This is a genomic window from Tardiphaga sp. GW822-FHT04G09 (genome assembly GCF_058800725.1).
Genome location: NZ_JBXAMO010000002.1, coordinates 84,476 through 111,273, shown reverse-complemented (window position 1 = coordinate 111,273; position 26,798 = coordinate 84,476). Strand labels below are relative to the sequence as shown.

Below are 26,798 nucleotides of genomic sequence, written 5' to 3'. Positions count from 1 at the left end.
AGCGAACGGCTATTTCATCGCGCCAGGCGCCACCACATAGACATTCCACCGTGCGGTCGTACCGACGTTGCCCTTGAAGAAACGCCGCGTCGACATCACGATGCGTTCGGCATTCGGCAGATTGTCCTTCATCCACGCTTCGCAGCGCTCGAATTTCCAGTCCCCTACAAGGCAGATGCCGATGAAGCCGTTGCGCTTCGCTTCGGCCATCGACGTCACGCCTGACGGCCATGGCTCATAGGGCGTCAACGGCAGCGGATGATCCGGACTGTAGAACGTCATCTGCTCTGCGACATCGACGAAACCCACCACCTCGCTCCAGCGCGTGTGGAAGCGCGTGTGCCAGACTTCGGTGAGTTCACGCGCAAGCTGCGAGTAGGAGATGTGAGCGAAATTGCCATTGGCGTCGCGCGGCAGCGACGCGATGGCGATCTGCGGGGCAGCCGCAAGCATCACCAGCGACAGCACCAGCCAGATCGCGGCGAGCCGGACCAGCGCGATCCGCGGCATCTTCAGCGACGGGATTGCAACGATCGCCAGCGGCACCAGGAAGAACAGCGAGATCCCCCAATCGGTCTTGATATAGACGTCGAACAACAACGCCCCGATCGGCGGGCCGACGGCGACGATAGCCTGGATCAGCCAGATATTCAGGGCCTGATCCCTGCGGACACCGGGATTGGTCGTCAGTGACCACGGCCGCCTTACGAATGCGCGGGGATCGCGCGCCACCGACGCCCACCAGCGTGGGCCCCAGGCCAGCACCGCAGCGGCCAGAGCCAGCGGCAACAGCAGCAGCGCGATATTGTGGCCGACATAGCCCCACGCCAGTTGCAAGCTCTCCCAGCGCGATGAGATCGCATAGGTATTACCGGCGTAACGAAATGGCGCGTATTCCACCTGCCGCACCCAGTCGAGATGCGGAATCATCGCCGCCACCATCGTCACGATGGCGATCCATGGTGCAGGCGAGCGCAGGAACAGCATCCGCTGCGGATGGATCAGCGCGGCTAGGCCGATGGCGCCGATCATCGTCACCACCCAGTATTTGGTCATCAGCGCTAGCGCAGCGGCGACGCCGAGCAGGAAGCCCGAGCGGATCGAGCGCTTCTCGAAAGCATGCAAATAGGCCAGCACCACCAGTGGCAAGGTCACCAGCTGCAGCAGGTCCGGATTGTATTTGAAGCCCTTGAAATTGAAGATCGGATAGATCGCGACCATCACCAGCACGAAAAAGGCACGGCGCCGATCGACCACGCGTAGCGCGATCGCCCAGCAAAGGATCATGCCTATGCCGACCGTGACCATGGCGAGCAGATAGGTCGCCCAGTCCACCGGCGGGAAGAATTTGAACCAGACGCCCGAGATCCAGCCCGACAGCGGCGGGTGCTTGCCATAGCCCCACAGGAACTTCTGCCCCCAGGCATAGCCTTCAGAGACGTCAAAATGGATGTCCTGCGCGGCTTTCACCTGCGTCAGGATCGCGGTCCACAGCACCACATGGGCGATCGTGAAACCGAGCACCAGCAGGGTGCTCAATTGCGGATTGCCGGCCCAGGCGACGAGCCGCGCAGCGCCGCGGCGGCCGATCGACAGCAAGCCCCGGCGCTTGGCGGGGGCGGAGGAAGCGATTGTACTCATGAGGCCCTGCCTAGCGTGTTTCGGGCCGGAGTAAAATCAGGATGCCGTGACGGAAACAGGGCCGGGAATCAGGCCGAAACCCGTATTAAGGTTGCCGCATCGGGGCCTGAATGCTATCCCGCGCGCATGACAACCTCCCCGATTTCGAACGTCCGCAACTTCTCCATCGTTGCCCATATCGACCATGGCAAATCGACGCTGGCCGACCGCCTGATCCAGATCACCGGCGGGTTGCAGGCGCGCGAGATGAAGGAGCAGGTGCTCGATTCCATGGATATCGAGCGCGAGCGCGGCATCACCATCAAGGCGCAGACCGTTCGCCTGCATTACAAGGCCAAGGACGGCAAGGATTACATCTTCAACCTGATGGACACGCCCGGCCACGTCGACTTCGCCTATGAGGTCTCGCGATCGCTGGCGGCCTGTGAAGGCGCGCTCCTGGTGGTCGACGCCTCGCAGGGCGTGGAAGCGCAGACGCTTGCCAATGTCTATCACGCACTCGATGCCAATCTCGAGATCGTGCCGATCCTCAACAAGGTCGACCTGCCTGCGGCAGAACCCGAACAGGTGAAGAAGCAGATCGAGGACGTGATCGGCATCGACGCCTCGGACGCGTTGATGATCTCGGCCAAAACCGGTCTGGGCGTGCCTGATGTGCTGGAAGCCATCGTGCACCGGCTGCCGCCGCCGAAGGGCGACCGCGACGCCACGCTGAAGGCGCTGCTGGTCGATAGCTGGTACGACGTCTATCTCGGCGTCGTCGTCCTCATCCGTGTCGTCGACGGCGTCATGAAGAAGGGCCAGCGCGTCCGCATGATGGGCACCAACGCGGCCTATGATGTCGAGCGCGTCGGCTACTTCACGCCGAAGATGGTCAATGTGGACGAACTCGGTCCCGGCGAGATCGGCTTCATTACGGCCGCCATCAAGGAAGTGGCGGATACCCGCGTCGGCGACACCATCACCGACGACCGCAAGCCGATCACCGAGATGCTGCCGGGCTTCAAGCCCGCAGTGCCTGTGGTGTTCTGCGGCCTGTTCCCGGTCGATGCCGACGATTTCGAAACGCTGCGCGCCGCCATGGGCAAGCTGCGGCTGAACGACGCAAGCTTCTCGTTCGAAATGGAAACCTCGGCTGCGCTGGGCTTCGGCTTCCGCTGCGGCTTCCTCGGCCTGCTGCATCTGGAAATCATCCAGGAGCGCCTGAGCCGCGAATTCGACCTCAACCTGATCGCGACCGCACCGAGCGTGATCTACAAGATGCATCTGACCGATGGCGAGGAGATCGAGATCCACAATCCGATCGACATGCCGGATGTGGTGAAGATCGCCGAGATCCAGGAGCCATGGATCGAAGCCACGATCCTGACGCCCGACGAATATCTCGGCAGCGTGCTGAAGCTCTGCCAGGAACGCCGCGGCAATCAGAAAGAGCTGACCTACGTCGGCGCCCGCGCAATGGTGAAATACGAGCTGCCGCTCAACGAAGTGGTGTTCGATTTCTACGATCGCCTGAAATCGATCTCGAAGGGCTACGCCTCGTTCGACTATCATCTGACCGACTACAAGGCCGCAGATCTCGTCAAGATGCAGATCCTGGTCAATGCCGAGCCGGTCGACGCACTGTCGATGCTCGTGCATCGCACCCGCGCCGAAGGCCGTGGCCGCGCCATGGTCGAGAAGATGAAAGAACTGATTCCGCCGCACATGTTCGTCATTCCGATCCAGGCAGCGATCGGCGGCAAGGTGATTGCCCGCGAAACCGTCCGCGCGCTGCGCAAGGACGTGACCGCGAAGTGCTATGGCGGCGATATCAGCCGCAAGCGCAAGCTTCTGGAGAAGCAGAAGGAAGGCAAGAAGAAGATGCGGCAGTTCGGCAAGGTCGACATTCCGCAGGAAGCATTCATTGCCGCGCTGAAGGTGGATAGCTGAGGATCAGCTATCCTGCCGCTCGGCTCATTTAGAGATCTTGGGATCAGCTGTCGATTCGCGTCGATCCTGCGTTTGCTTGAGATTTTCGTTGGCCCAGGCGGCCAGCTTGCCGACGTAAACAGACATGCTGTGATCGGCGATATTGGAGAATGTCCCGCGACTGATCAGGGCCCCCAGTCCCCAAAGCGTTCGCCAGGTTTTCTGTAGAATGTTCGGCGAACGCCGCACCGGCGACGTTCCGGATTTTCCGAAATACCTGGTATCCCCGACATGACGATAGCCGAGGATCGCAGGCGGAATGGCTGGCACCAGATCGACCCCGTTGGTGATCCGGTACAACGGCGCTTTCACATAGAGATCGAATGAACTGTCGCCCGCGCGGGGACACCCGAACGTATAGCAAGCTGCAATACAATCCCGCACTGTTGCGTCTTCGTCATTGGCGAGTTCGGCCGTTGCCATAAGCGCAAGGGCGCCGCCTAGCGAGTGCCCGGTGATATAGATCGGCCTCAGCTTTTCCTTCAGCGCCTGCCTGATGAAGTCAAACATGACGTCGCGGATCGGCCAGTAGGCCTGAAAGAATCCGGTGTGAACGCGCGTGCCACCTTGCAGGGCGACGAATCTCGCATTGACGTTCGTCATCCAGTCGAGCGTGTCCTCCGTTCCGCGAAACACGATGACAATGATGTCGCTTCCATCGACGACATAGCCTGCAGTGCCGACATCGCGGTCGATGAGTCCCTTGCAGGCCGTAAAACCCTGTTTGCATAACTCGTCATTGAAGCTGCGAAACGCGGCATCATCCACATCGAACGATGTGTAGGCGCGATAAGCCAGTTTCGCCATCAGGAGGGCCGTGCGATCCGAATAGGCGGCACGAAATGTCGGGATGTTTTTGAGATCGTCTGGCTCGAAAGATCCGATATCGACCATATGCGCCCCCAATCGACAGTCCTTCAAACCTACTCTAACCGCAGGAATTCGCTACTTCTGATTGCAATTCCGTCGCGCGGATATGTGGTGGCACACCGTGGCAAACTGCGGCGGCTATCCGCCCCACTACAAATCCTTGCCTCCCCGCCCTTCGCCCCCCATGGTGCCTCCACGACGCCGAAAACGGCGCGTATGAAAATTTGGGGAGGATTGAATGATCGCACACCGCACGGTTGCGGCTACGACGTTTGCTGTTTCGCTGCTTTTTGGCGCTTCCGCACTGGCTCAGCAGGCCAACACGCTTCCGCTCAAGATCGGCGTGCTCGCCGACTTCGCCTCGGTCTATGCCGATATCGGCGGCCAGGGCAATGTCGAAGCAGCCAGGATCGCCATCGAGGAATTCGGCGGCAAGATGTTCGACAAGCCGATCGAGATGGTCACCGCCGACGCGCTGAACAAGGCCGACGTCGCCGCAACTATTTCACGCAAATGGTATGAAGCCGAGAATGTCGACATGATCATCGACATGCCGACATCCGCCACCGCGCTGGCCGGCATGGAGATGTCGAAGCAGTTCGAGAAGATCATGATCGTCACCGACGCTGCCTCGTCGGACATCACCGGCAAGTCCTGCTCGCCCTATACCGCGCACTGGACCTATGACACCTATGGCAACGCCCACACGGTCGGCAGTGCCATCGTCAAACAGGGCGGCGACTCCTGGTATTTCATCACGGCGGACTATCTGTTCGGCCATTCCATCGAACGCGACACCGGCGACGTGGTACGCGCCGCGGGCGGCAAGGTGGTCGGCAGCGCCAAGCACCCGCTCAACACGGCGGACTTCTCGTCCTTCCTGCTGCAGGCACAATCGTCGAAGGCCAAGATCATTGGCATGGCCAATGGCGGCGGCGACACCATCAACACCATCAAACAGGCGTCCGAGTTCGGCATCGTCGCCGGCGGCCAGAAGCTGGCGGGCATCGTGATGTTCATCTCCGACATCCACTCGCTCGGCCTGAAAATGGCGCAAGGCCTGATCATTACCGAGGCCTATTACTGGGACCTCAACGATCGCACCCGGGCTTTTGGCAAGAAGTTCTTCGACAGGATGAAGCGGATGCCGACGATGAATCAGGCGGCGACCTACAGCGCCACGCTGCATTATCTCAAATCCGTGCAGGCGGCAGGCACCCGCGCCACCAAGCCGGTGCTCGCGAAGATGCGCGAAATGCCGGTGCGCGATGCCTTCACGGACAACGGCTATCTCCGCGAGGACGGCCGCATGGTGCATAGCATGTTCCTGCTCGAAGTGAAGAAGCCGGAAGAATCCAAGGCGCCGTGGGATTACTACAAGGTGCTCGCGGAAGTACCCGGCGATCAGGTGTTCCGGCCGATGAAGGATGGCGGCTGCCAGTATGTGAAGAAGGACTGAGCAGCTCTCTGCATACACAGACTGTCGTCGCCCGGCTTGACCGGGCGGCCCAATATACGGCGTAGCTAATGCGATCGTCAGCGACAGCTGTCTACTGGATCGCCCGCCTTCGCGGGCGATGACAGTCGGAGAATGTTCAGGCCGCCTGGGCTTGCGACAGCAACCATGCACGGAAAGCCTGCAGCAAGGGACTCTCGACTTTCTCCTCCGGGCAGGCGAAATAATACGAGCCGACGCTTTTCAGGGTCAGGCTCGACAGCACCCGCAGCTTGCCGGATCTCAACTGGTCGGAAATCAGGAATTCGGGAAGCAGGGCGACGCCAAGACCGGAGCTTGCCGCACTGATCAGCGTGGACTGGATATCGAAGCGCGGCCCGCGGATCACATTCGTGCCGCCAAGCTCCGCGGCATCGAACCAGCGACGCCATGCATCGGGTCGCGTGACCAGATGCAGAAGCCGCAATTCGGCAACCTCGCCCGGCGGCAATTCGCCGCGCCTGCCGATCAGCGCCGGCGATCCGACGGGTAGAAGAATTTCGTCGAACAGGTAGTCGGCCTGCGTGCCGGGCCAGTCCGGCTCGCCGAAATACAACGCACCATCGAGTGCGGTCTCGCTGAAGAAGAAGCGCGTGTTGCGCGCGCTCACATTGACGGCGACGCCGGGATGGCGCGCATAGAAATCCGGCAGGCGCGGAATGAGCCACTGGGCACCGACGGTGGGCAGCGCCGCGACATCGAGCACCATGCCGTCCGCCTCGTAGCCCATGATTTCAAGGGCATCGCGCTCGATCCGCTCGATCGTCTGCGCCACGCGGGTGCTGTAGGCCGCCCCTGCACGCGTCAACGTGATCCGCTTCTTGATGCGATGAAACAGTTTCACGCCAAGCTGCGTCTCCAGCTGTGCAATCTGGCGCGACACTGCGCTTTCGGTCAGCGCGAGTTCGCTGGCGGCACGGGTGACGCTGAGGTGCTTGGCGGCCGCGCTGAATGCCATCAGCGCGCCGAGGCTGGGTATTCTGCGGCGCATAGTTCATTCCAAAAACGCAAGATGTCCGCAGATTAAATTGTTTGCACGCCTAAGCACAAGGCAACAATCTGCCGGCCGATGATAAAAGTCATGACGGCAACGACGACTGGCCGTTTCCGAGCGGTCGTCGATGAGAGCCGAGGCGCTCGGGAAATCCCGCAAGAGGTCTTGATACAATGAGTAACGCGAAGCTTCCCGTGATCATCGCCGGTGCGGGGCCGGTCGGCATGGTGGCAGCCGCAGATCTGGTGCGTCAGAACATTCCGGTTCTGGTGTTGGAGAAGAGCGATACCTTGGGCACCGAGTCGCGTGCATCGACGTTCCATCCGCCGACGCTGGACATGCTCGACGATCTCGGTTTCGCCAGCGCGTTGATTGCGCAGGGACTGAAGGCGCCGACGGTCCAGTACAGTTCGTCCGAGGACGGACTGCTCGGCACCTTCGATTTCGCGGCGATTTCCGATCTGGTGCGGCATCCTTTCCGTCTGCAGGCCGAACAGTTCAAGCTCACCCGTATCATTCTGGATGCCCTGGCCGGCAATCCACTGTTCTCGATCGCATTCGGCAGCGAGGTCAAATCCGTCGAGCAGACCAGCGATACCGTCAAGGTGGTCGTCACGACCAACGGCCACGACGCGACGCACGAATGCGCCTGGCTGATCGGCGCCGATGGCGCGAACAGCATCGTTCGCCGCAGCCAGGACATGGAATTCGAGGGCTTCACCTGGCCCGAGCGCTTCCTCGTGATGACGACACCGGTCGATTTCACGGCGCTTCGTCCGGGCGTCTCGTCGGTCAGCTATGTCGCCGATCCCGAACGCTGGTACTTCCTCCTGCGTATCCTCGGCGCATGGCGCGTGATGATGCCGGTAGCCGCGGAAACATCCGATGAGGAAGCGCTGTCCGAAGCCTATGTAACGGCGTCGATCCGGCGGATCGTTCCCGCAGAGCTGGACGCCCCCATTCTCCACACGACGCTCTATCGTGTGCATCAGCGTGTCGCCGCGAATTTCCAGAAAGGCCGCACGTTCCTGGCCGGCGACGCGGCCCATATCAACAATCCGCTCGGCGGCATGGGCATGAATGGCGGCATTCACGATGCACTGAACCTGACGGCGAAGCTGGGTCCGGTCATCAACGGTACGGCCGATGAACGCGTTCTCGCCGATTATGATCTTCAGCGTCGCACGGTCACCATGCAGGCCATTCAGGGCGACACCATTCGCAACAAGAAAAATCTGGAAGCGAAAGACGAAGCCGATCGCGCGCGTTTCCGCGACGACATTCGCGCAGCAGCCGCCGATCCGGAAAAGGGACGAGCACTCTTGCGACGGATCGCGATGCTGGACTCGCTCGAGCGGGCTGCCTCGCTGCATGTCGCCGAGCTCAGCCCGGGGTGATCACCGTCTCTCTCTGAGACGATGTCGACGGCAACCGGTCACTCGGCTGGACAAGAACCGCACCAGTGGAAGCGCCAGCAAACTTGGAGGAGCCAACGCCATGGTTCCCAGGGACTCACACAGGATGTTCAGAATGCCAAGCAAGGATTTACGGATGAAGTGGACGACGTTTCTTTTGGCGGCGCTGGTAGCGCCTGTCGCCTTGGGCGTACACGGCGCGGCAGCGGCCGGCTTTCCGGAAAAAATGATCACGATCGTGGTCCCCTACCCGGCTGGAAGCACGGCGGACGCGATTCCACGACTGGTGGCTCCGCTGATGTCGAAGTCGCTCGGCGTCACCGTGATCATCGAGAACCGCGGTGGCGCCAACGGCTCGATCGGGGCGGCTCGCGTCGCCGCTTCGCCGGCGGATGGCTATACGATTCTGCTCGCGACGACAGGCATGATGGCGATCAATCCGTGGATCTATGAAAAGCCCGCCTATAATTCTGAAAAGGATTTCACACCGATCACCAATGGCGCTTCGACACCAAACATCCTCGTCGTCAATCCGTCGGTCAAGGCAAGCTCGCTGAAGGAATTGGTGGCGCTGGCCAAAGCCGAGCCGGGCAAGCTGACATTTGCTTCCGCCGGCAACGGCAGCACGAGCCACCTGTGCGGCGAGACGCTGAAGGTGCTCGAAGGCGTTGATGCGGTTCACATCCCGTATCAGGGCGCAGCTCCCGCACTTCAGGATGTGATCGGTGGTCAGGTATCCATGATGTGCGACAACCTGTCGAATACCGTCCAGCAGGTGCAAAGCGGGACGCTGAGGCCGATCGTGGTGACCGCATCGGAACCAAGCAAGCAGCTGCCAGATGTGCCGACGGCGCCGCAGGCAGGATCGCCTGACCTTCTGGCGGGCAACTGGTACGGCTTTGTCGCCCCATCGGCGACCCCGAAGGACGTCATCGAGAAGCTCAACAAGTCGATCGTGGAGGCGTTGCGCGATGCGTCAGTCTCCGCCCGTCTGGAAGGCCTTGGTTTGACGGTGATCGCAGATCAACCCGACGCGTTCGGAGCGACAATCGCAAAGGACTCCGCGCGGATGGAAAATATCGTGAAGCGCGCAAAGACGAAGATTTCCAACTAGGACATCTTCGTCGCGTCTGCGGAGCTTCGGCCTCTATCGGCTTGAGTCCTGAATCGAACCATCAGGACTCTCGCCTGCTCGATTGCCGCATGCTCATGACGCCGAGCATCAATCAGACTGCAGCGGCCGCCCGGTTATTCGGACGGCCGCTGGTGGAGCGCCGGAAGGCACAGCCGGCTTCGCCACCGGAGCCCTCAACCAAAAGAGCGCCAGGAACGAAAGCGACGTCAGCCCGCCTGTGAGCGCCAGCGCGACGCGCGGGCCACCGTGATCCAGTAGAAGGCCGAACAGCAACGGCGCTGCGCCCTGCAGGATGCGCGCCGGAGCGGCTAGCCAGCCGGTTCTCATGCCGTATCCGACAGCACCGAACATGGCCAGCGGAAGCGTTCCGCGCGCGATCGTGAACAGGCCATTGCCGGCGCCGTGCAGAAGGGCAAATGGCAGCGCGACTGGTGCTCCGAACAGGATCAGCAATCCGGCGCCGACGGGATGCAGACCCGCGGCAAGACGCGCAGATATCATCGCCGACGCATTTCTGAGCAGACCGAATTCCCCGATCCGGGCTGCGACTTGCGCAGGTCCCATCAGGGCCCCCGCCAGCACGGCCTGCGCCGGCGTGGCCCCCAGCGCTTCCAGCAGGCGCGGCATGTGAGCGGCAAAGGCGGTGGTGACAAACCACGTCGCGCCGAAGACGCCGGCCAGAACGATCATCGCCCATGGAATACCTGATGTGGGAACGGCAGGCTCATCCAGATTCCCATGCGGCGAGGCCTTCGGAACGAGAAAGCGGTTGAGCGGCAAACCGACGACGATATGCAACGCGGCCCATGCGAAGCAGGCGCCGCGCCAGCCGAAGGCATCGATCATCGCAGCGCTGAGCGGCCAGCCGATGGTGCTCGCAAAGCCCGCGAACAGGGTGATGCCGGTGATCGCACTGCGGGCCTGCCGCCCCCACAATCCCGCAACCGTCGCGAACGCAGCCTCGTAGAGGCCGAAACCCATGCCGGCGCCGATGACCAGCCAGGCCAGGGCCAGCGTGATCGGCCCCGTTGCGACCGCAAGCAAGGCCAGCCCCGCCGCAAACGTCAGATTGGTGGCCGCAAGTACATCCCGGCCGCCGCTGCGGTCAATTATGCGGCCGGCGAGCGGGCCGAGCAAACCCGACACCAGCAGCGCCACGGAGAACATGGCGAAGAACCACGTCCGGGACAGATGCAGATCGTCGCAAATGGGATCCGCGAACACGGCCGGAACGTAGTAGCTAGAAGCCCAAGCCAGTGTCTGCGTCGTACCGAGCGCGGATACGACTTGCCAACGAACGACGGTCACCTCAGTTCGCGGCTCCCCGCTCGTACCAGTCCCGAGTCGCTTTCACGATGTGAACCACGGAGAGCATCACCGGCACCTCGATCAGAACGCCGACGACCGTTGCCAGTGCCGCGCCCGACTGAAAACCGAACAGTGCGATCGCCGCGGCCACGGCCAGCTCGAAGAAGTTCGATGCGCCGATCAGGGCGGAAGGGCCGGCCACGCACCAGGCGACGCCGAGGCGGCGGTTGAGCCAGTAGGCGAGACCGGCATTGAAATAGACCTGGATCAGGATCGGCACGGCGAGCAGCGCAATGACCAGCGGCTGCCGGGTGATCTGCTCGCCCTGCAGACCGAACAACAGCACCAAAGTTAGGAGCAGCGCGACCAGCGATACCGGGCCGAGCAGCGACAGTGCCTGCGATAGCGCCGCCTCGCCTCCCCTTGCCAACAATGCGCGCCGCCAGAGTTGCGCGATCGCCACAGGCACGATGATGTAGAGCAGGACGGACAACAGCAACGTGCCCCAAGGCACGATGATGGATGATAGTCCGAGCAGAAGGCCGACGATCGGAGCGAAGGCAACCACCATGATGGTGTCGTTGAGCGCGACCTGTCCAAGCGTGAAGTTCGGCTCGCCATCGACCAGATTCGACCAGACAAACACCATCGCCGTACAAGGCGCGGCGGCAAGCAGGATGAGACCAGCCGTATAGCTGTCGATCTGGTCCGCGGGCAGATACGGCCTGAACAGATGGCCGATGAACAGCCAGGCGAGCAGCGCCATCGAGAACGGCTTCACCAGCCAGTTGATTCCGACGGTCGCGGCAATGCCGCGCCAGTGTGCGCCAACGTTACCGAGCGCTCCGAGGTCCACCTTGAGCAGCATGGGAATGATCATCAGCCAAACCAGGACAGCCACCGGCAGATTGACCTGTGCAATCTCCGCCGCGCCGAGCGCATGGAAAGCGGCCGGCATCCATCGCCCCAGCAGAATGCCGACGACGATGCAGAGACCGACCCAGATCGTGAGATAGCGCTCGAACAAGCCCATCGCCGGAGTGGAAACCGGCCTGCCGATGACTTCACTGGTCATGACGTTGTCCTGCGATCCGCTGGCCGCTCGCATCCACGACCCGGTCGCCGTCCTCTTTCGAGAATGCTCCAAGCTGCGGAGTGGGCATAATGTCCAGAACCGCTTCGGATGGCCGGCAGAGTCTCACGCCCAGCGCGGAGACCACGATGGGGCGGTTCATCAGGATCGGATGGGCTTCGATGGCGTCGAGGAGTTGCGCGTCGGTCAGACTGGTGTCGGAGAGGCCCAGTTCGGCATAGGGCGTTCCCTTCTCACGCAGGACGTCGCGCACCGACATGCCGGCGCGCGCGAGCAATTGAACGAGCATGACCCGCGACGGCGGCGTCTTCAGATACTCGATGATGTGCGGCTCAATGCCGGCATTGCGGATCATCGCCAGCGTGTTGCGCGAGGTGCCGCAATCCGGGTTGTGGTAGATGATGACGTCGACACTATCAGGCACGTGACAGCTCCTTGCCATCCGACGTGCATGCGGACGCCGTGGCTGGCATACAGATGTCCGGATGCCCCGCGCAGCAATCCCGCATCAGAAACTGGATAAGGCCCGACAGCGCGTCGTAATCGGCCGTGTAGACAATCGACCGGGCTTCGCGCTTGGCGCTGGCAAGGCCGGCCTGGGTTAGCTCCTTCAGATGGAAGGACACATTCGAGGCCGACACGCCCGCAGCCTCCGCGATTGCGCCGGCCGGCATCCCGGCGGGACCGGCCTGCACCAGCAGGCGCACGATGCGAAGTCGCGTCTCTTGGGACAGAGCTGCGAAAGCCGACAGGGCTTGACGTTCTTCCATATTTCAATAATCCTAAAATTATAGAATAATGGAGTAACATCGATGCTGGACCTTGCCAAGCCGGAAAATCCGCCTTCGCCACAGATCACCACCGACGACATCAGCATCGGGGCACTCCTCGCCGCCTGCGATGCGGCGCCGGAGCGACCTCTGGTTTTCTCCTATGGCGGGAACAGCATTCGGCCCGGCTATCACGTCACCGAGGTCAAGGCGGGAGCCTTTTCCGCCCTCGACTGCGGCGGCAATCCCGAAGCATGGTCGGAGATCTTCGTGCAGTTGTGGGACATTGTCGAAGGCGACCGGACACATATGACCGCGGGAAAGTTCGCGGCCATCATCCGGAAAGTCTCCGACCATGTCGCTCTCGATGCCAATGCGCGGTTGACCTTCGAAGTGAGCGATGGCGTCGCGCCGATGCAACTACACTGCGCGGATACACCACGCTTGGAGGGTGACAATCTCACGGTGGCGCTTGCTCCGCGTCCGGCGAGTTGCAAGCCGCGCGACCGCTGGCTGGAGGAGCAGAAGAAGGCCAGCGCGTGCTGCGCTCCGGTATCATCCAAAGACGCATGTTGTTCGTAGGCATCGTTAATTCGGACGCATCAACTGCATATCCGATCGTCCTTGCCGACTTCAGTCATGCTCCGCGCCGATATTGACTATATTCCTTTACTGGATTATGTCTTCATCTGTCGGTTCGGTTGGCAGCGCGATCATGACGCGCGGTGAACCTGACCGGCAGCGGCGGCCCGGCGTTCGGGCTCGCGGCTGGTGGAGCGCCGGGAGGCGCAGCGTTCGCTCGGCGGGCTTCGCACCCTCGCCGAGGTCGCAACGCGTGCGTCTCTCCCGCGGGACTCGCAATCCCGCAGGTGCTGACGTGCAGGCAGGCCCTCGCAAGGCCAGCCTCAAGGGGTCTCGCAAACCCCTGGCGCCTCCCGGCGCTCCATGATCTCGCAAGCGCGGGACGGGAAACAGGGACAGGGGCAGCCCGTGGCCCACTGCGCCGGGCGGCGGAGCCTTGACTCAATCACAACCCGGACGGACGATTTGCGGGCTCTCCAATTCAGGCGGGCGCGTCGCATCGGCAGGAGACATCCATGGCCTATAAATTCGAGATTTATAAGGACAAGGCGGGCGAATTCCGGTTTCGATTCAGGGCACCGAACGGCGAGGAAATGTTCGGCTCCCAAGGCTACAAACAGAAGGGCTCGGCCACCAGCGCGATTGACTCCATCAAGGCGCATTCGCCCGGCGCCACGATCGAGGACCAGACGAAATAGCTTGACTATCACGCGCGCGACTGGACCCGGCTGCGCGCCGGGTTTTCCAGCTGTGAGGAACGACCTCGCGCCGGAATTTCACACTGCATCGCGTTGGCGCTCATCGATCATCTGAACAAACGTAAATCCGCTCGGCCGGCGTGACTTGCCCCTGCAGATCACGCGACCTGCGCACGCACCGATAGTTCGGCATCAGGCGCGGCACAGGCCTGAGCCCTCAGCAGCTCGACAATCTCGTCATTGGGCCGGGCACGGCTGAACAGGAAGCCCTGTCCTTCATGGCAGCCTTCGCTGCGCAGGCAGGCGAGTTCGGATTCGGTCTCGACGCCTTCGGCCGTGATGGTGACACCGAGGCCCATGCCGAGGCTGATGATCGAGCGGACAATCGCCTGCGCATCACGGTTGGAGCCGAGATCGCGCACGAAAGACTGATCGATCTTGATCTTGTCGAACGGAAAGCTTCTGAGATAGCTGAGCGATGAATAGCCGGTGCCGAAATCGTCCATCGAGATGCGCACGCCGAGCGCGCGCAGTGCATGCAGGGTTGCCAGCACCTGGTTGCTCTTTTCCAGCAGCAGCGTCTCGGTGATCTCAAGCTCAAGCCGCCGCGGCGGCAGGCCCGAATGCTTCAGCGCATCCATCACCACCGACAGCAGATTACCGACGCGGAACTGCAGCGGCGACAGATTGACCGCGACGCGTACTTCATCGGGCCAGCGCGCAGCCTCGTTGCAGGCGCGGCGCAGGATCTGCGTGCCGAGCGCATTGATCAGGCCCGTGTCTTCCGCCACGGGGATGAAATCCGCCGGCGAGATCATGCCGCGTTCCGCATGCGGCCAGCGCACCAGCGCCTCGCAGCCCGTGATGCGTCCGGTCTTGAGATCAATCAGCGGTTGATAGAATGGCCGCAATTGATCCTCCTGAATCGCGGCACGCAGATCGATCTCGATCTTGCGGCGCGCCTGTGCGCGAGCATCCATGCCGGATTCGAAGAAGCTGAAGGTGCCGCGTGAATCGTTCTTGGCGCGCGACAGCGCCATGTCGGCGTTCTTGAGCAGCCGCTCGGATTCGTCGCCGTCGCTCGGCGCCATCGCAATGCCGATGCTGGCGCCGATGACCACCGAGTGACCATCGAGCAGGTAGGTCTCGCCGACGGCGTCGAGTAATCGGCGCGCCAGCAGCACCACATCCTCGGGACGATTGATGCCGGTCTGGATGATGGCGAATTCGTCGGAGTTCAGCCGTGCCAGCGCGTCTTCCTCGCGCAGCAACGAACGTAGCCGCCGCGCCACGCCGCGCAGCAGCTTGTCGCCTATGCCGTGGCCGAGCGTGTCGTTGACGCCCTTGAAATTGTCGAGACCGAGAAACAAAACGGCGACCTTCTCGCCGCTGCGCCGTGTATGCGCGAGAATCTCGTCAAGCCGCTGGCGCAGCAGGTTGCGGTTCGGCAGGCCGGTGAGACCATCGTGATGCGCCATGAAAGCGAGGCGCATCTCGGCGCGCTTGCGCTCCGTGATGTCCATCAGCGCCAGCATCACGGCCGGCTCCTCGTTATAGACGAGGTTGCGCGAATAGATTGCTAGATCGATCAGCGAGCCATCGGCCTTGACGTGTTTCCACGTTCGCGCAGCCTGCTCGTCATTGGCATGATCGCCAACCCAGGGCGGCTCGGCCTCGAAGGCCTGCAACTGGCGGATGGTCAGTTTCTCAAATTCCGGGCGTGTATAGCCGTAATGTTCGATCGCGGAATCGTTGACGCTGAGGATGCGCTCATCGTCGAGCGCGCAGACGATCATCGGCACCGGATTGCTCTCGAACAGCAGACGGAACGACGCCTCGCGCTGCTTCAATTCGGTGATATCGACGCGCAGACCGACGACGCCGCCATCTTCAGTGAGCCGCTCTTCGATCAGGATCACGCGACCATCGGCCAGAACCTGCTCGTGGCGCTCGCCCGGATGGAACAGCTTGGCGACACGCTCCGCGATCCATTCGTCCTCACGGCCGATGGCTTCCGGATAATCGCCGCGCTCGACGCCGACACGGATCGTGTCCTGCAACCGCGCGCCCGGCACGAACTGATCCGAGCTGCGGTTGTAGATTTCCGCGTATTTTTTATTCCAGAGGATGTAGCGCCCGTCTGGATCGAGAAACACAATGCCCTGCGGCAGGATATCGATCGCCTCGCGCAGGCGTTCATGGGACTTGCGGGCTTCCGCGATCGCGGCCTCGGCCTGGGCCCGCTGACGCACGATCTCGCGGATGGCACCGCTGACAAGACCCTTTTTCGGCGCCAATTTCGGCGCAGCCGCCATTGCCCGGCTCGACCGGGTGATCCGAGACGTCAGTCCGGCTTTCGCTTTCTTCTTCGCTTCGGGCCGGAACTTCGGCATCAATGATCCACTCGCAACGCGCGTGTGACAATCTGTGCAAGAAGTGTCTGAAAAAACGGTATCAATGCCCGCTCGGCAGCAACGATTACCGTTTACGCTGCGCGCCTGTACACATCCGGTGCCTTCACAACAGGCAAAGGCTGTAGGCCTAGGGTTAGCCACCTCTATCTGTCAGAGGGGCATGCGCGATCATCCCCGCCAAGTGAGCGACGCAACCGGCACGAAACGCTCATAAAATGACTAGACCGGCGGCAAGCACCCGGACGGCAAGCCCAAACGCAAAAAAAAGCGCCAGCGTCGGATATGGTTACCAACGAGTTAAGAACATGTGTGCCGCAGGCCACTCACCTGATCGACAGCTTCAGTTATAGTTACGGCATGAGCCTTCGCCTGATTCTCAGCCTCATATCGTTGCTAGCCGTCATCGTTTCAGCGCCGCTGGCGTTGGCACAGACCAAAGGCAGCGTCGATCCGAGACCGCTGCCGCCGCTGGTCAACCCGAACGACCCGAGCATCGGCGCCAAGGAATTGTTCGGCCGCAAGGTGCTGCCGACAAAATCGCCTGTGCGCGTAGTCGGCTTCTACGCCAAGGGCTGTATCGCGGGCGCCGAAGCGTTGCCGATCAACGGACCGACCTGGCAGGTGATGCGGCTGTCGCGCAATCGCAACTGGGCGCATCCGCAACTGGTGGAGCTGCTGGAGCGGCTATCGGTCAAGGCCAACAAGAATGCGGGCTGGCCCGGCATCCTGGTCGGTGACATGTCGCAGCCGCGCGGCGGGCCGATGATCACTGGCCATGCCAGTCATCAGGTCGGGCTCGATGCCGATATCTGGCTGACGCCAATGCCGAACCGCCAGCTCTCGCGCAACGAGCGCGAGGAGATGTCGGCGGTGATGATGGTGCGGCGCGACCGGCTCGACATCGATCCGACCGCCTGGACGCCGACCCATCTGCCGGTGATCCGCGCTGCAGCGCTGGAGCCCAGCGTGGAGCGCATCTTCGTCAACGCCGCCATCAAGAAGGCGCTGTGCCGCGAGGCCAAGGGCGACCGCCGCTGGTTGTCGAAGGTGCGGCCGATGTACGGCCATGACTATCATTTCCATGTCCGCATCAAATGCCCGGTCGGCAGCACCGAATGCGAATCCCAGCCACCACCGAACGAGAGCGAAGGCTGCAGCGCCGGTGATCTGGCTTACTGGTTCAGCGATGCCGTGCTGCACCCGAAGCCGCCGCCGGTTCCGCCCAAGCCGAAACCGCCGATGACCCTCGCAGAAATGCCGGCCGCCTGCAGGCAGGTCCTGACGGCACCGTGATCGGCCGATTGGCTATCGCGCCGTCGTAAATCCGGGTTAGAACACGCCATCGTTGTGCCGTAAGCGGACGATCGAAACGGGAGTATCTCCCGAACTCCTTCCATATCGGCTGCGGCTGTCAGCCGCCCGGCCCAATCCGCGAGATCCAACATGCGCATCAGTGCACGCAACCAGATCAAGGGTACTGTCCTCGAAGTCACCAAGGGCGCCACCACATCGCATGTCCGCGTCGATATCGGCGGCGGCCAGATCGTGACTTCCTCGATTACCAACGAAGCCGTTGACGACCTGGCGCTCAAGGCCGGCGGCAAGTGCATCGTGGTGGTGAAGGCCTCCGACGTCATGATCGCGGTGGATTGATGATGGTTTCGCGTCTGATTGTCGCGCTCACGCTGCTCGGTTCGGTGCCTGCATGGGCTGCCGAGCCAAGCGGCTGTGACAAGTTCAAGTGGCCGATCGACAAGGAGCGCGCCGCACTGACAGCGCAGGATCGTCCCAAGATTGTCTCAGGCGCCGACCTCGCGATTCCCTCTGCAGTGACCCTTGATCTAAAGACGCCTGCAGATGCCAAGTTGCCGACATCGCCGGAGCGAAAGCCGAAAGACGGCACATTTGCAGGCTTTACGCGCTTCCAGAAAGCGCCCAAGGCCGGCGCCTATACGATCAGCCTTTCGGTCGGCGCCTGGGTCGATGTGGTGCAGGATGGCGAGATACTGAAGCCGATGGAGTTCAGCAGCGCGACCGACTGTGCCGGCATTCGCAAGACCATGAAATACGATCTTGCGGCAGGCCCCTTCGTGATTCAGATCAGCGGCGTGACCGAAAACAGCATCAGCATGGCCGTGCTGCCATCCGAGTAGATCCTTGGGGGTCTTTACCCCCTTAATCAGCCTGTTATTGTTGCCCTGCGATATCCCGGACGATCGTAAGTCCCCGGGATTGCCGGAATGGCGCTTCCGCCTGTCGCATGTCCCAACCAACGCCTGAGTTGCGCGCACTTTGCGCTGCGCTCACGCATGGAGCGCCCCATGAATCGATTTGCCGGACTTTTCGCTGCGTTCTCGATCCTGCTCGGATCGACCCTCACGCCTGCCCAAGCGCAGGACAAAGCCCTGACGGTGTTCGCCGCGGCTTCGATGAAGAATGCCCTCGACGAACTCGATGCCGCTTACACCGCCAAGACCGGCGTCAAGATCACCGCCAGCTATGCCGCGAGCTCGGCGCTCGCCAAGCAGATCGAACAGGGCGCTCCGGCTGACGTCTTCGTGTCCGCCGACACCGACTGGATGGACTATGCCATCGGCAAGAAGAACATCAACGAGTCGACCCGTGTGAACCTGCTCGGCAACAGCATCGTGCTGATCGCCGCCAGGGACTCCAAGCTCGACAAGGTGACGATCGATCAGGGCTTCGATCTCGCCAAGCTCGCCGGCGACGGCAAGATCGCCACCGGCGATGTGAAATCCGTTCCGGTCGGCAAATATGCCAAGGCCGCACTTGAGAAGCTTGGTAGCTGGACCGCCGCCGAGTCGAAATTCGCGATGGCCGAGAGCGTGCGCGCCGCGCTGACGCTGGTGTCGCGCGGCGAAGCCCCGCTCGGCATCGTCTATGCGACCGACGCCAAGATCGATCCCGGCGTGAAGATCATCGGCACCTTCCCGGCGGACTCGCATCCGGCGATCATCTATCCGATCGCCGCGACAACGACCGCGAAGACTGAAGCCGCCGACTATCTGGCCTTTCTGAAGTCATCGGCCGCAAAGATGGTTCTTGAGAAGTACGGCTTCACATTCCTGATCAAGCCGACGTCCTGACACGTGTCCGACATTTCACCTCAGGAATGGACGGCGATCCTGCTTTCAATCAGGGTCGCCGTGATCGCGACATTGATCTCGACGCCGATCGGAATCGGGGTCGCGTGGCTGCTCGCGCGGCGTGACTTCTGGGGCAAGCCGATCATCGACGCCATAATCTATCTGCCACTGGTGCTGCCGCCCGTCGTCACCGGCTATCTGCTGCTGCTGCTGCTCGGCAAACGCGGCCTTCTCGGCGCCTGGCTCGCCGAACATCTCGGCATCGTCTTCGCCTTTCGCTGGACGGGTGCCGCGCTCGCATGCGGCGTGATGTCGTTCCCTCTGCTGGTGCGGCCGATCCGGCTCTCGATTGAAGCGGTTGACCGGCGGCTCGAACAGGCGTCGAGCACGCTCGGCGCATCGCCCTGGAAGGTATTTGCAACCGTGACGCTGCCGCTGGCGCTGCCCGGTGTTTTGGCCGGCATGGTGCTCGGCTTTGCCAAGGCCATCGGCGAATTCGGCGCCACGATCACTTTCGTCTCGAACATTCCCGGCGAGACCCAGACGATTTCCTCCGCGATCTATTCGCTGATCCAGACTCCCGATGGCGACGCAGCCGCCTCGCGTCTGGTGATGATCTCCATCGGCATCGCCGTACTGGCGCTGATCGCCTCGGAATGGTTCGCGCGCCGCGCGACGCAACGGCTGCATGGACACTGATCGTGCTGCGCGTTGATGTCTTCAAACAACTCGGCGAATTTTCGGTCGACGTCGCTTTTACCAGCGAAGGCCGCGTGACAGGCCTGTTCGGCTCCTCGGGCGCGGGCAAGACCTCGCTGGTCAGCATGATCGCAGGCCTTGTGCAGCCGGACCGCGGCATCATCACCGTGGACAACGCAGTGCTCTATGATGGCAGCGCGCGCATTCACGTCCCGCCGTATCGGCGTCGCATCGGCTATGTGTTTCAGGATGCGCGACTGTTTCCGCATCTGAGCGTCGCGCAGAACCTCGACTACGGACGCCGGATGAATCGGCTCACACGCGATCCCGCCGAGGAAACGCGCATCACCGAGATGCTGGACATCGGACACCTGCTCGATCGCCGTCCCGGCGGCCTGTCAGGCGGCGAAGGCCAGCGTGTGGCGCTGGGGCGCGCACTGCTATCGCGACCGCGGCTGCTGTTGCTCGACGAACCGATGGGAGCGCTCGACGAGGAGCGCAAGGCCGAGATCCTGCCCTATCTCAAGCGACTGCGCGATGAAGGCGATGTGCCGATGGTCTTCGTCAGCCACGATGCCGACGAGATGCGCCAGCTTGCAACACATGTGGTGATGCTGAGGCGTGGCCGCGTCGCAGCTTTCGGTGGCCCTGATATCCTGCCGCGCATCATCCCCGCGAGCTGAGCCAATCAGGCGCCAGACAGCGCGGTCCAGCTTCGCTTCAGCTTGCTCTTGATGAATTGCGCCCGCGTCAACTTCGGCGGCGCAGGCTCCTCGTCTTCGGGCAGTCGCAGACCGACCACATTGACGCGTCCGCCACCAAGACTGCGCGCGACGAGATCGATGCTGTCTATCGGCAAGGCAGCACCGACCGTCGGCGCATGATCGAGATGGATGTCGAAATAATCAGCCAGCGTCAGTCCCGCCTGCCGCGGATCGACGGCAATGCCGTAGACCGCAGCAAGATCGCCAAGAGTCGTTTCACCCGGCACCACGAAGTCGCCGAGCAAATGCGGATCCGGTGCCGTGCTAGGTGGCATATCGACAAAGAAGCGATCCAGCGCCTCGGCCTTTTCCGGTGGCGCCAGCAGATAGACGTAGTCGCCCGCCTCGACCGGCGCAGCTTCGGCCGGCGTCAGGATGCGCTCATCGCGAATGACCAGCGTCGGCTTCGACCACGACGGAATGAGGTTGCGCTTCAGGTAGAGGCTCTTCGGGCGCACGGCATAGCCGACCAGCTGCTGTTCGAGCTGACCTGGCAAATCGAGTTCGATACGGCGCGGCCCCCTGTCGGTGCGCGGCAGAGCGACATGGAGCTTCCGGGCAGCAAAAGCCAGCGTCCATCCCTGGAACAGCAGCGAGATGATCACGACCACGAAAGCGACGTCGAAATACAGCGGCGCCTTGGGCAAACCGACCAGCATCGGAATCGAGGCGAGGAAGATCGCCACTGCGCCGCGCAGGCCGACCCACGACACGAACACCTTTTCGCGCCAGTTGAAGCGGAATGGCTGCAAACACAGGAACACGGCAACCGGACGCGCCACAAGCATCAGAGCCAGGGCAACGCCGACCGCGGGAAGGATGCTGCCCACCAGCCGTTCCGGCGACACCAGCAGGCCGAGCATGACGAACATCACGATCTGCGCCAGCCACGTCGCCGCGTCGAGGAACGTCACCACGGAATTGTGCGCCCGCGTCGGCTGATTGCCGATGATGATGCCGGCGAGATAAACCGCCAGAAAGCCCGAGGCGTGAGCGATCTGAGCCAGCCCAAAGATCACCAAAGCCGCGGTACAGACGAAGGGCGCATGCAACCCCTGCGGCAGGGCCACGCGGTTCATGGCCAGGACCACTAGCCGCCCGCCGACAACGCCGATCAGCGTGCCCAGCACGGCCTCCTGAACAAATTCCAATGCCACATGGCCGGCCGAGGCGTCGCCCAACGACAGAAGCTTGACGAGCGTCAGGGTCAGGAAGACGGCGAACGGATCGTTCGTGCCGGACTCGACTTCGAGCGTCGCACCAACCCTCGGCCGCAGGCGCAGGCCTTGCGCATGGACCAACAGGAAGACGGCTGCTGCGTCGGTGGAAGCCACGACAGCGCCGGTCAGCAGCGCCTGGGTCCAGTTCAGGTCGAGGGCATATTTGGCGACAGGTGCCGTGATCAACGCAGTCAGCAACACGCCAATCGTGGCCAGCACCATCGACGGGGCCAGCACCGCGCGAATGGCCTGAAACCGTGTCTTCAACCCGCCGTCGAACAGGATCAGCGCCAGTGCAACCGAGCCGACCACATAGGTCGTACGGACATCGTCGAACCGCAGCCCACCAGGGCCCGCTTCGCCCGCCGCCATGCCGATAAACAGGAAGAACAGCAGCAAGGGCGCGCCAAAGCGAAGCGCAAGCAGGCTGGACAGAATGCCGGCCATGACCAGAACTGCGCCGAGAAGGATAGCAATGCTGACTGAGTCAAGTGACGCCATGAGGCTCCGAGGCCGGAAATACTTGCAAATCCATGCTTATCGTTGCCACTCCGAGACGCCAAACGTTTTCTGCATGATATCTGTTTGCAGGTATTTCTAGGGAATTACCACAAGGCAGGAGCCCCGCTCGATGGCGCCGACGTGGTGCTTGTGTGAATCTCTGCCCATCCGAATCAAATACGCCGTCCAGCGATGCTTCCGCACCACACGACACATTCACGAAGACGAGAGCTGCACGATGCTTGACCTGACCGACACCCACGAATTCGTGCTGGCAACCGCACGATCGTTCGGCGCCGAGGTAACCTCGCCGTGGTTCTATCTGCAGCTCGGACTGATGATGGCCGGCGGCGGCATTGCCTTCGCCATCGGGGCCGCAATCCGCTCGCGGGTCGATATGACATCGCTGGCAATGGGCTGGCCGGCGCCGCTGCGCATGTTCATGCGCATCCTCGTCGGCAGCGCGTCCACCGCGGTCTTTGCCATCCTGATGACTCTCGACCGTGTGATCATGCTGAGCGCGACCTGGCCGAGCCGAAGCTATCTGCTGTCGGTGGCGGCGAAGCTCGCGCTGGCCTGGCTGGTGATCCGGCTGGTCACCAGCGTGATCCGCAATGAATTCGTGGTCCGGCTGGTGTCGATCTCGGCCTGGCTCGTGGCGGCCCTCAGCATCATCGGCCAGTTGCAACCGACCATCGCCATGCTGGATGCCAACGGGATCGATCTCGGCGGGCTTCGGCTGACGCCACTGCTGCTGATCAAGCTCGGCGTGCTGCTCGCGGTGGCGCTGTGGCTGTCGAATATCGCCAGCAATTTCCTCGAAGGACGCATCAGGCAGTCCCACGACCTCACGCCCTCGATCCAGGTGTTGCTGATCAAGCTGGTACGGCTGCTCTTGATGGTGTTCGCGGTCGCGCTCGTCATGGGCGCGGTCGGCATCAACCTCTCGGCGCTCGCGGTGTTCTCCGGCGCGGTCGGTGTCGGTATCGGTTTCGGCCTGCAGAAGATCGTCGCTAATTTCATCAGCGGTGTGATCCTGCTCGCCGACAAATCGGTGAAGCCCGGCGACCTTGTCACCATCGGCGACAGTTCCGGCCGCATCAGCGCGATGAACACGCGCTATATCTCGGTCGCAGCCGGCGATGGCCGCGAATTCCTGATCCCGAACGAGGACCTCATTACCCAGAAGGTCGTGAACTGGACCTATACGGACAAGGACACGCTGGTGAAGGTCACTTTCGGCACCAATTACGATGCCGACCCGCGCGTGGTCTGCAAGCTGGCCATCGACGTCGCAAAGGCATCGCCACGTGCCAATACGACCAAGACACCGAACTGCATCCTTACTGAGTTTGCCGAAGCCGGCATGAAATTCTCGCTGACCTTCTGGATCGACTCGCCCGATGGCATGGATGCCGTGAAGAGCGAGGTGATGCTGGGGCTATGGGATGCCTTCAAGCGTGAAGGCATCCGCGTTCCCTATCCGGTTCGCGAGCTAAAGATCCGTGGCGGGGCATTGCCGGTCGAAACCATCGTCGAAGTCACATCCGGTCCGGAATAGTCCCGATGAGGCTACAGGCCGATCTCGTCCCGGCGACGCTGCTGCGGCGCTACAAGCGCTTCCTTGCCGATGTCGAACTGGCCGATGGCAGCGTGATCACCGCCCATGTCGCCAATCCCGGTGCGATGCTCGGACTTCAGGCGCCCGGATCGCCTGTCTGGCTGTCGAAGTCGCCCAGCAAGACCCGCAAGCTGCCCTATTCATGGGAGCTGATCGAAGCCGATTTCGGCAATGGCCCCGAACTGGTCGGCGTCAATACGATGCATCCCAATGCCATCGTCGCCGAGGCATTGGCGGCGAACGCGATCCCCGAACTCGCCGGCTACGACATCATCCGCCGCGAGGTGAAATATGGCGTGGCATCGCGGGTGGATTTCCTGCTGGAACACCCCTCACGGCCGCCCTGCTATGTCGAGGTCAAGAACGTCCACATGATGCGCCAGCCGGGATTGGCCGAATTCCCGGATTCCGTCACCGCGCGTGGCGCCCGGCATCTCGACGAACTGGCCGCCATGGTCGCCGCGGGCGCCCGGGCCGTGATGCTGTTCGTGGTCCAGATCGGCTCGTCGACAGGTTTTGCACTGGCGCGGGATATCGACCCGGCCTATGGCCGCGCCTTCGACAAAGCCCGCACCACAGGCGTCGAAGCCATCGCTTATACCTGCCGGATCGACCGTGACGACATCGTTCTGGCCGGGCGCGTGCCGATTCAGCCATGAACAAGGCCGGCACACGAACCGAGCCATGAGCCCCAAGGGGGGCTGGCTGAGCGGCTTTGGCTTGCGCTGACCGCCCCAGCCATTAAATTGGGGCTTCAAATCATACATTCCCGTCGCCCCCTGCCTGGCAATATCTCTTATGAGCTACGTCGAAGCCTCCGAAACCACCCAGCGCAAAACCGGCCAGATCAAGCTGCACGGTCCTGCTGCCTTTGCCGGCATGCGCAAGGCGGGCGCGCTGGTGTCGCTCTGCCTGGACGAGCTGACCGATCTGGTGAAGCCGGGCATGCTGACCTCAGCGATCGACGATTTCGTCCGCGAATTCGCCTTCAGCCATGGCGCCTATCCGGCGACGCTGATGTATCGCGGCTATCGCTATTCGACCTGCACCTCGATCAATCACGTGGTCTGCCACGGCATGCCCGGTGATCGCGCGCTGAAGGAAGGCGATATCGTCAATGTCGATGTCACCTTTATCGTCGAGGGGTGGTATGGCGATTCCAGCCGCATGTATGGCGTCGGCGAACTTGCCCGCAAGGCGGAGCGTCTGGTCGAGGTGACCTATGAATCGATGATGCGCGGCATTGCCGTGGTGAAGCCCGGCAACACCACCGGCGACATCGGCCACGCGATCCAGAGTTTCGTCGAACCGCAGCAGATGAGCGTGGTCCGCGATTTCTGCGGCCATGGTCTTGGCCGCATGTTCCATGACGAGCCGAATATCATCCATGTCGGCCGCCCCGGCGAAGGCGTCACATTGCGCCCCGGCATGTTCTTCACCATCGAGCCGATGATCAACCTCGGCAAGCCGCATGTGAAGGTGCTGTCCGACGGCTGGACCGCCGTGACCCGCGACCGTTCGCTGTCGGCACAGTTCGAGCACACCGTCGGCGTAACGGCGACCGGCGTCGAGATTTTCACGCTCTCCAAGCGGCATAACGAACAGGCGCCGACGCCCGCCGCCTAAACTTTAAATCGCCACGCGACAATGAACACTTTCTGGTTGCAAATGCAGCCGGGCGCGGCATGCTCGTGGATAATGTCCATGCGAGCATTGGCATCCCATGCCTGTCAGTTCCAGCGACCCGGCCTCACCGACAGGTCTTGCCGACGCCCCACATTATCATGGCCACCGGGAGCGACTGCGTGAGCGCTTTCGCAGCGTCGGCGCCGACGCACTGAGTGATTACGAATTACTGGAGATGGTGCTGTTCCGTGCGCTGCCGCGCCGGGACGTCAAGCCGCTGGCGAAATCGCTGATCACCAAGTTCGGCTCCTTCGCCGAGACGGTACATGCTCCGGATACGCGGCTGCGCGAAATCGGCGGCCTGGGCGAAGCCGCCATTACCGAGATCAAACCGATCGCCGCCGCCACCAGCCGCGTCGCCAAGGGGCAGTTGAAGCAGCGCACCGTGCTGTCGTCATGGGCGACGGTGATCGACTATTGCCGCACGGCCATGGCCTTTGCCGACAAGGAACAATTTCGCATCCTGTTCCTCGACAAGCGTAACCAGTTGATCTCCGACGAAGTGCAGCAGGTCGGCACCGTCGACCATACGCCGGTCTATCCGCGCGAAGTAGTCAAACGCGCACTCGAATTATCCGCGACGGCCATCATCATGGTGCACAACCATCCGTCCGGCGATCCCACACCGTCGCAGGCCGACATTCAGATGACCAAGGCGGTGATCGATGTCGCCGCGCCGCTCGGCATCGCGGTGCATGATCACATCATCGTCGGCAAACATGGGCATGCGAGTTTGAAGGGAATGAAACTGATCTGAGGACGTTGAGCAATCTGCGACAGAGGACACGGCGCGCGTTTAGAGTGGTCAAGGCAT

The 26,798-nt window shown here is 62.1% G+C and carries 25 protein-coding genes; 16 read left to right on the top strand and 9 right to left on the bottom strand.

What is annotated here, in order from left to right; all coding sequences use genetic code 11:
- Positions 1–9 precede the first annotated feature (9 nt).
- Positions 10–1,641, bottom strand: a complete 1,632-nt coding sequence (locus AC1RLZ_RS04255) for a glycosyltransferase family 39 protein (protein ID WP_493187612.1) — start codon at positions 1,639–1,641, stop codon at positions 10–12.
- Between the two features lie 126 nt (positions 1,642–1,767).
- On the opposite strand from AC1RLZ_RS04255, the gene lepA reads away from it, so the two are divergent.
- Entirely contained in the window at positions 1,768–3,573 is a 1,806-nt protein-coding gene (lepA, locus tag AC1RLZ_RS04250; RefSeq protein WP_493187611.1) for a translation elongation factor 4, read from the top strand.
- 24 nt (positions 3,574–3,597) lie between these two features.
- Here lepA and AC1RLZ_RS04245 read toward each other — a convergent pair whose 3' ends face one another.
- Positions 3,598–4,506, bottom strand: coding sequence for a lipase family protein (locus tag AC1RLZ_RS04245; protein WP_493187610.1), 909 nt, complete (start codon positions 4,504–4,506; stop codon positions 3,598–3,600).
- A 214-nt stretch (positions 4,507–4,720) separates the two neighbouring features.
- Between AC1RLZ_RS04245 and AC1RLZ_RS04240 the strand changes: the two genes are divergently transcribed.
- Positions 4,721–5,941 (top strand): ABC transporter substrate-binding protein, encoded by a 1,221-nt coding sequence (locus tag AC1RLZ_RS04240; protein ID WP_493187609.1) that lies wholly within the window; start codon positions 4,721–4,723, stop codon positions 5,939–5,941.
- A 136-nt stretch (positions 5,942–6,077) separates the two neighbouring features.
- On the opposite strand, the gene AC1RLZ_RS04235 is transcribed toward AC1RLZ_RS04240, so the two are convergent.
- Positions 6,078–6,968 (bottom strand): LysR substrate-binding domain-containing protein, encoded by an 891-nt coding sequence (locus tag AC1RLZ_RS04235; protein ID WP_493187608.1) that lies wholly within the window; start codon positions 6,966–6,968, stop codon positions 6,078–6,080.
- Between the two features lie 176 nt (positions 6,969–7,144).
- On the opposite strand from AC1RLZ_RS04235, the gene AC1RLZ_RS04230 reads away from it, so the two are divergent.
- Both AC1RLZ_RS04230 and AC1RLZ_RS04225 read left to right on the top strand, forming a co-directional pair.
- Positions 7,145–8,368 (top strand): FAD-dependent oxidoreductase, encoded by a 1,224-nt coding sequence (locus AC1RLZ_RS04230; protein WP_493187607.1) that lies wholly within the window; start codon positions 7,145–7,147, stop codon positions 8,366–8,368.
- A 154-nt stretch (positions 8,369–8,522) separates the two neighbouring features.
- On the top strand, positions 8,523–9,500 hold the full coding sequence (locus AC1RLZ_RS04225; protein ID WP_493187606.1) for a Bug family tripartite tricarboxylate transporter substrate binding protein: 978 nt from the start codon (positions 8,523–8,525) through the stop codon (positions 9,498–9,500).
- 108 nt (positions 9,501–9,608) lie between these two features.
- Here AC1RLZ_RS04225 and AC1RLZ_RS04220 read toward each other — a convergent pair whose 3' ends face one another.
- From AC1RLZ_RS04220 to AC1RLZ_RS04205, 4 genes are read right to left on the bottom strand one after another with little or no spacing between them, the layout of a single operon-like run.
- A complete protein-coding gene (locus tag AC1RLZ_RS04220; RefSeq protein ID WP_493187605.1) occupies positions 9,609–10,829 on the bottom strand; it encodes an MFS transporter in 1,221 nt (406 codons plus the stop codon).
- Between the two features lies 1 nt (position 10,830).
- The gene (gene arsB / locus AC1RLZ_RS04215) at positions 10,831–11,862 is read right to left on the bottom strand and encodes an ACR3 family arsenite efflux transporter (protein ID WP_493187987.1); all 1,032 of its coding nucleotides are present in this window, start codon (positions 11,860–11,862) and stop codon (positions 10,831–10,833) included.
- 31 nt (positions 11,863–11,893) lie between these two features.
- Entirely contained in the window at positions 11,894–12,346 is a 453-nt protein-coding gene (gene arsC, locus AC1RLZ_RS04210; protein WP_371424159.1) for an arsenate reductase (glutaredoxin), read from the bottom strand.
- Positions 12,339–12,692 carry an ArsR/SmtB family transcription factor gene (locus AC1RLZ_RS04205; protein WP_371424158.1) on the bottom strand — a complete coding sequence of 118 codons (354 nt, stop codon included), beginning with the start codon at positions 12,690–12,692 and terminating at the stop codon, positions 12,339–12,341. Before AC1RLZ_RS04205 ends, arsC begins: the two co-directional genes overlap by 8 nt.
- Positions 12,693–12,734: 42 nt before the next feature.
- Here AC1RLZ_RS04205 and AC1RLZ_RS04200 point away from each other — a divergent pair, with 42 nt between their 5' ends.
- Positions 12,735–13,274 carry a DUF6428 family protein gene (locus AC1RLZ_RS04200; RefSeq protein ID WP_493187604.1) on the top strand — a complete coding sequence of 180 codons (540 nt, stop codon included), beginning with the start codon at positions 12,735–12,737 and terminating at the stop codon, positions 13,272–13,274.
- 515 nt (positions 13,275–13,789) lie between these two features.
- Positions 13,790–13,972 (top strand): YegP family protein, encoded by a 183-nt coding sequence (locus AC1RLZ_RS04195; RefSeq protein ID WP_493187603.1) that lies wholly within the window; start codon positions 13,790–13,792, stop codon positions 13,970–13,972.
- A 158-nt stretch (positions 13,973–14,130) separates the two neighbouring features.
- Here AC1RLZ_RS04195 and AC1RLZ_RS04190 read toward each other — a convergent pair whose 3' ends face one another.
- Positions 14,131–16,365 carry a putative bifunctional diguanylate cyclase/phosphodiesterase gene (locus AC1RLZ_RS04190; protein ID WP_371424154.1) on the bottom strand — a complete coding sequence of 745 codons (2,235 nt, stop codon included), beginning with the start codon at positions 16,363–16,365 and terminating at the stop codon, positions 14,131–14,133.
- 378 nt (positions 16,366–16,743) lie between these two features.
- Here AC1RLZ_RS04190 and mepA point away from each other — a divergent pair, with 378 nt between their 5' ends.
- From mepA to modC, 6 genes are all read left to right on the top strand, one after another.
- A complete protein-coding gene (gene mepA, locus AC1RLZ_RS04185) occupies positions 16,744–17,679 on the top strand; it encodes a penicillin-insensitive murein endopeptidase (protein ID WP_493187986.1) in 936 nt (311 codons plus the stop codon).
- A 150-nt stretch (positions 17,680–17,829) separates the two neighbouring features.
- Complete coding sequence (locus tag AC1RLZ_RS04180; protein WP_068733852.1) at positions 17,830–18,039, top strand: TOBE domain-containing protein; 210 nt, start codon at positions 17,830–17,832, stop codon at positions 18,037–18,039.
- Positions 18,039–18,539 (top strand): hypothetical protein, encoded by a 501-nt coding sequence (locus AC1RLZ_RS04175; protein WP_493187602.1) that lies wholly within the window; start codon positions 18,039–18,041, stop codon positions 18,537–18,539. The genes AC1RLZ_RS04180 and AC1RLZ_RS04175 overlap by 1 nt, the downstream gene beginning before the upstream one ends.
- 168 nt (positions 18,540–18,707) lie before the next feature.
- Positions 18,708–19,493 (top strand): molybdate ABC transporter substrate-binding protein, encoded by a 786-nt coding sequence (gene modA / locus AC1RLZ_RS04170; RefSeq protein WP_493187601.1) that lies wholly within the window; start codon positions 18,708–18,710, stop codon positions 19,491–19,493.
- Between the two features lie 3 nt (positions 19,494–19,496).
- Positions 19,497–20,192, top strand: a complete 696-nt coding sequence (modB, locus tag AC1RLZ_RS04165; protein WP_371424151.1) for a molybdate ABC transporter permease subunit — start codon at positions 19,497–19,499, stop codon at positions 20,190–20,192.
- Positions 20,193–20,194: 2 nt separating this feature from the next.
- Positions 20,195–20,875, top strand: a complete 681-nt coding sequence (gene modC / locus AC1RLZ_RS04160) for a molybdenum ABC transporter ATP-binding protein (protein ID WP_493187600.1) — start codon at positions 20,195–20,197, stop codon at positions 20,873–20,875.
- A gap of 5 nt (positions 20,876–20,880) precedes the next feature.
- On the opposite strand, the gene AC1RLZ_RS04155 is transcribed toward modC, so the two are convergent.
- Positions 20,881–22,677, bottom strand: a complete 1,797-nt coding sequence (locus AC1RLZ_RS04155) for a potassium/proton antiporter (protein ID WP_493187599.1) — start codon at positions 22,675–22,677, stop codon at positions 20,881–20,883.
- 238 nt (positions 22,678–22,915) lie between these two features.
- Between AC1RLZ_RS04155 and AC1RLZ_RS04150 the strand changes: the two genes are divergently transcribed.
- From AC1RLZ_RS04150 to radC, 4 genes are all read left to right on the top strand, one after another.
- Positions 22,916–24,238, top strand: coding sequence for a mechanosensitive ion channel family protein (locus AC1RLZ_RS04150; RefSeq protein ID WP_493187598.1), 1,323 nt, complete (start codon positions 22,916–22,918; stop codon positions 24,236–24,238).
- Between the two features lie 5 nt (positions 24,239–24,243).
- On the top strand, positions 24,244–24,957 hold the full coding sequence (gene sfsA / locus AC1RLZ_RS04145) for a DNA/RNA nuclease SfsA (protein ID WP_493187597.1): 714 nt from the start codon (positions 24,244–24,246) through the stop codon (positions 24,955–24,957).
- A gap of 139 nt (positions 24,958–25,096) precedes the next feature.
- On the top strand, positions 25,097–25,924 hold the full coding sequence (gene map / locus AC1RLZ_RS04140) for a type I methionyl aminopeptidase (protein ID WP_371424146.1): 828 nt from the start codon (positions 25,097–25,099) through the stop codon (positions 25,922–25,924).
- Positions 25,925–26,021: 97 nt separating this feature from the next.
- Positions 26,022–26,741: a RadC family protein gene (gene radC, locus AC1RLZ_RS04135; protein WP_493187596.1), complete on the top strand. Its 720-nt coding sequence runs from the start codon at positions 26,022–26,024 to the stop codon at positions 26,739–26,741.
- Positions 26,742–26,798: the final 57 nt, after the last annotated feature.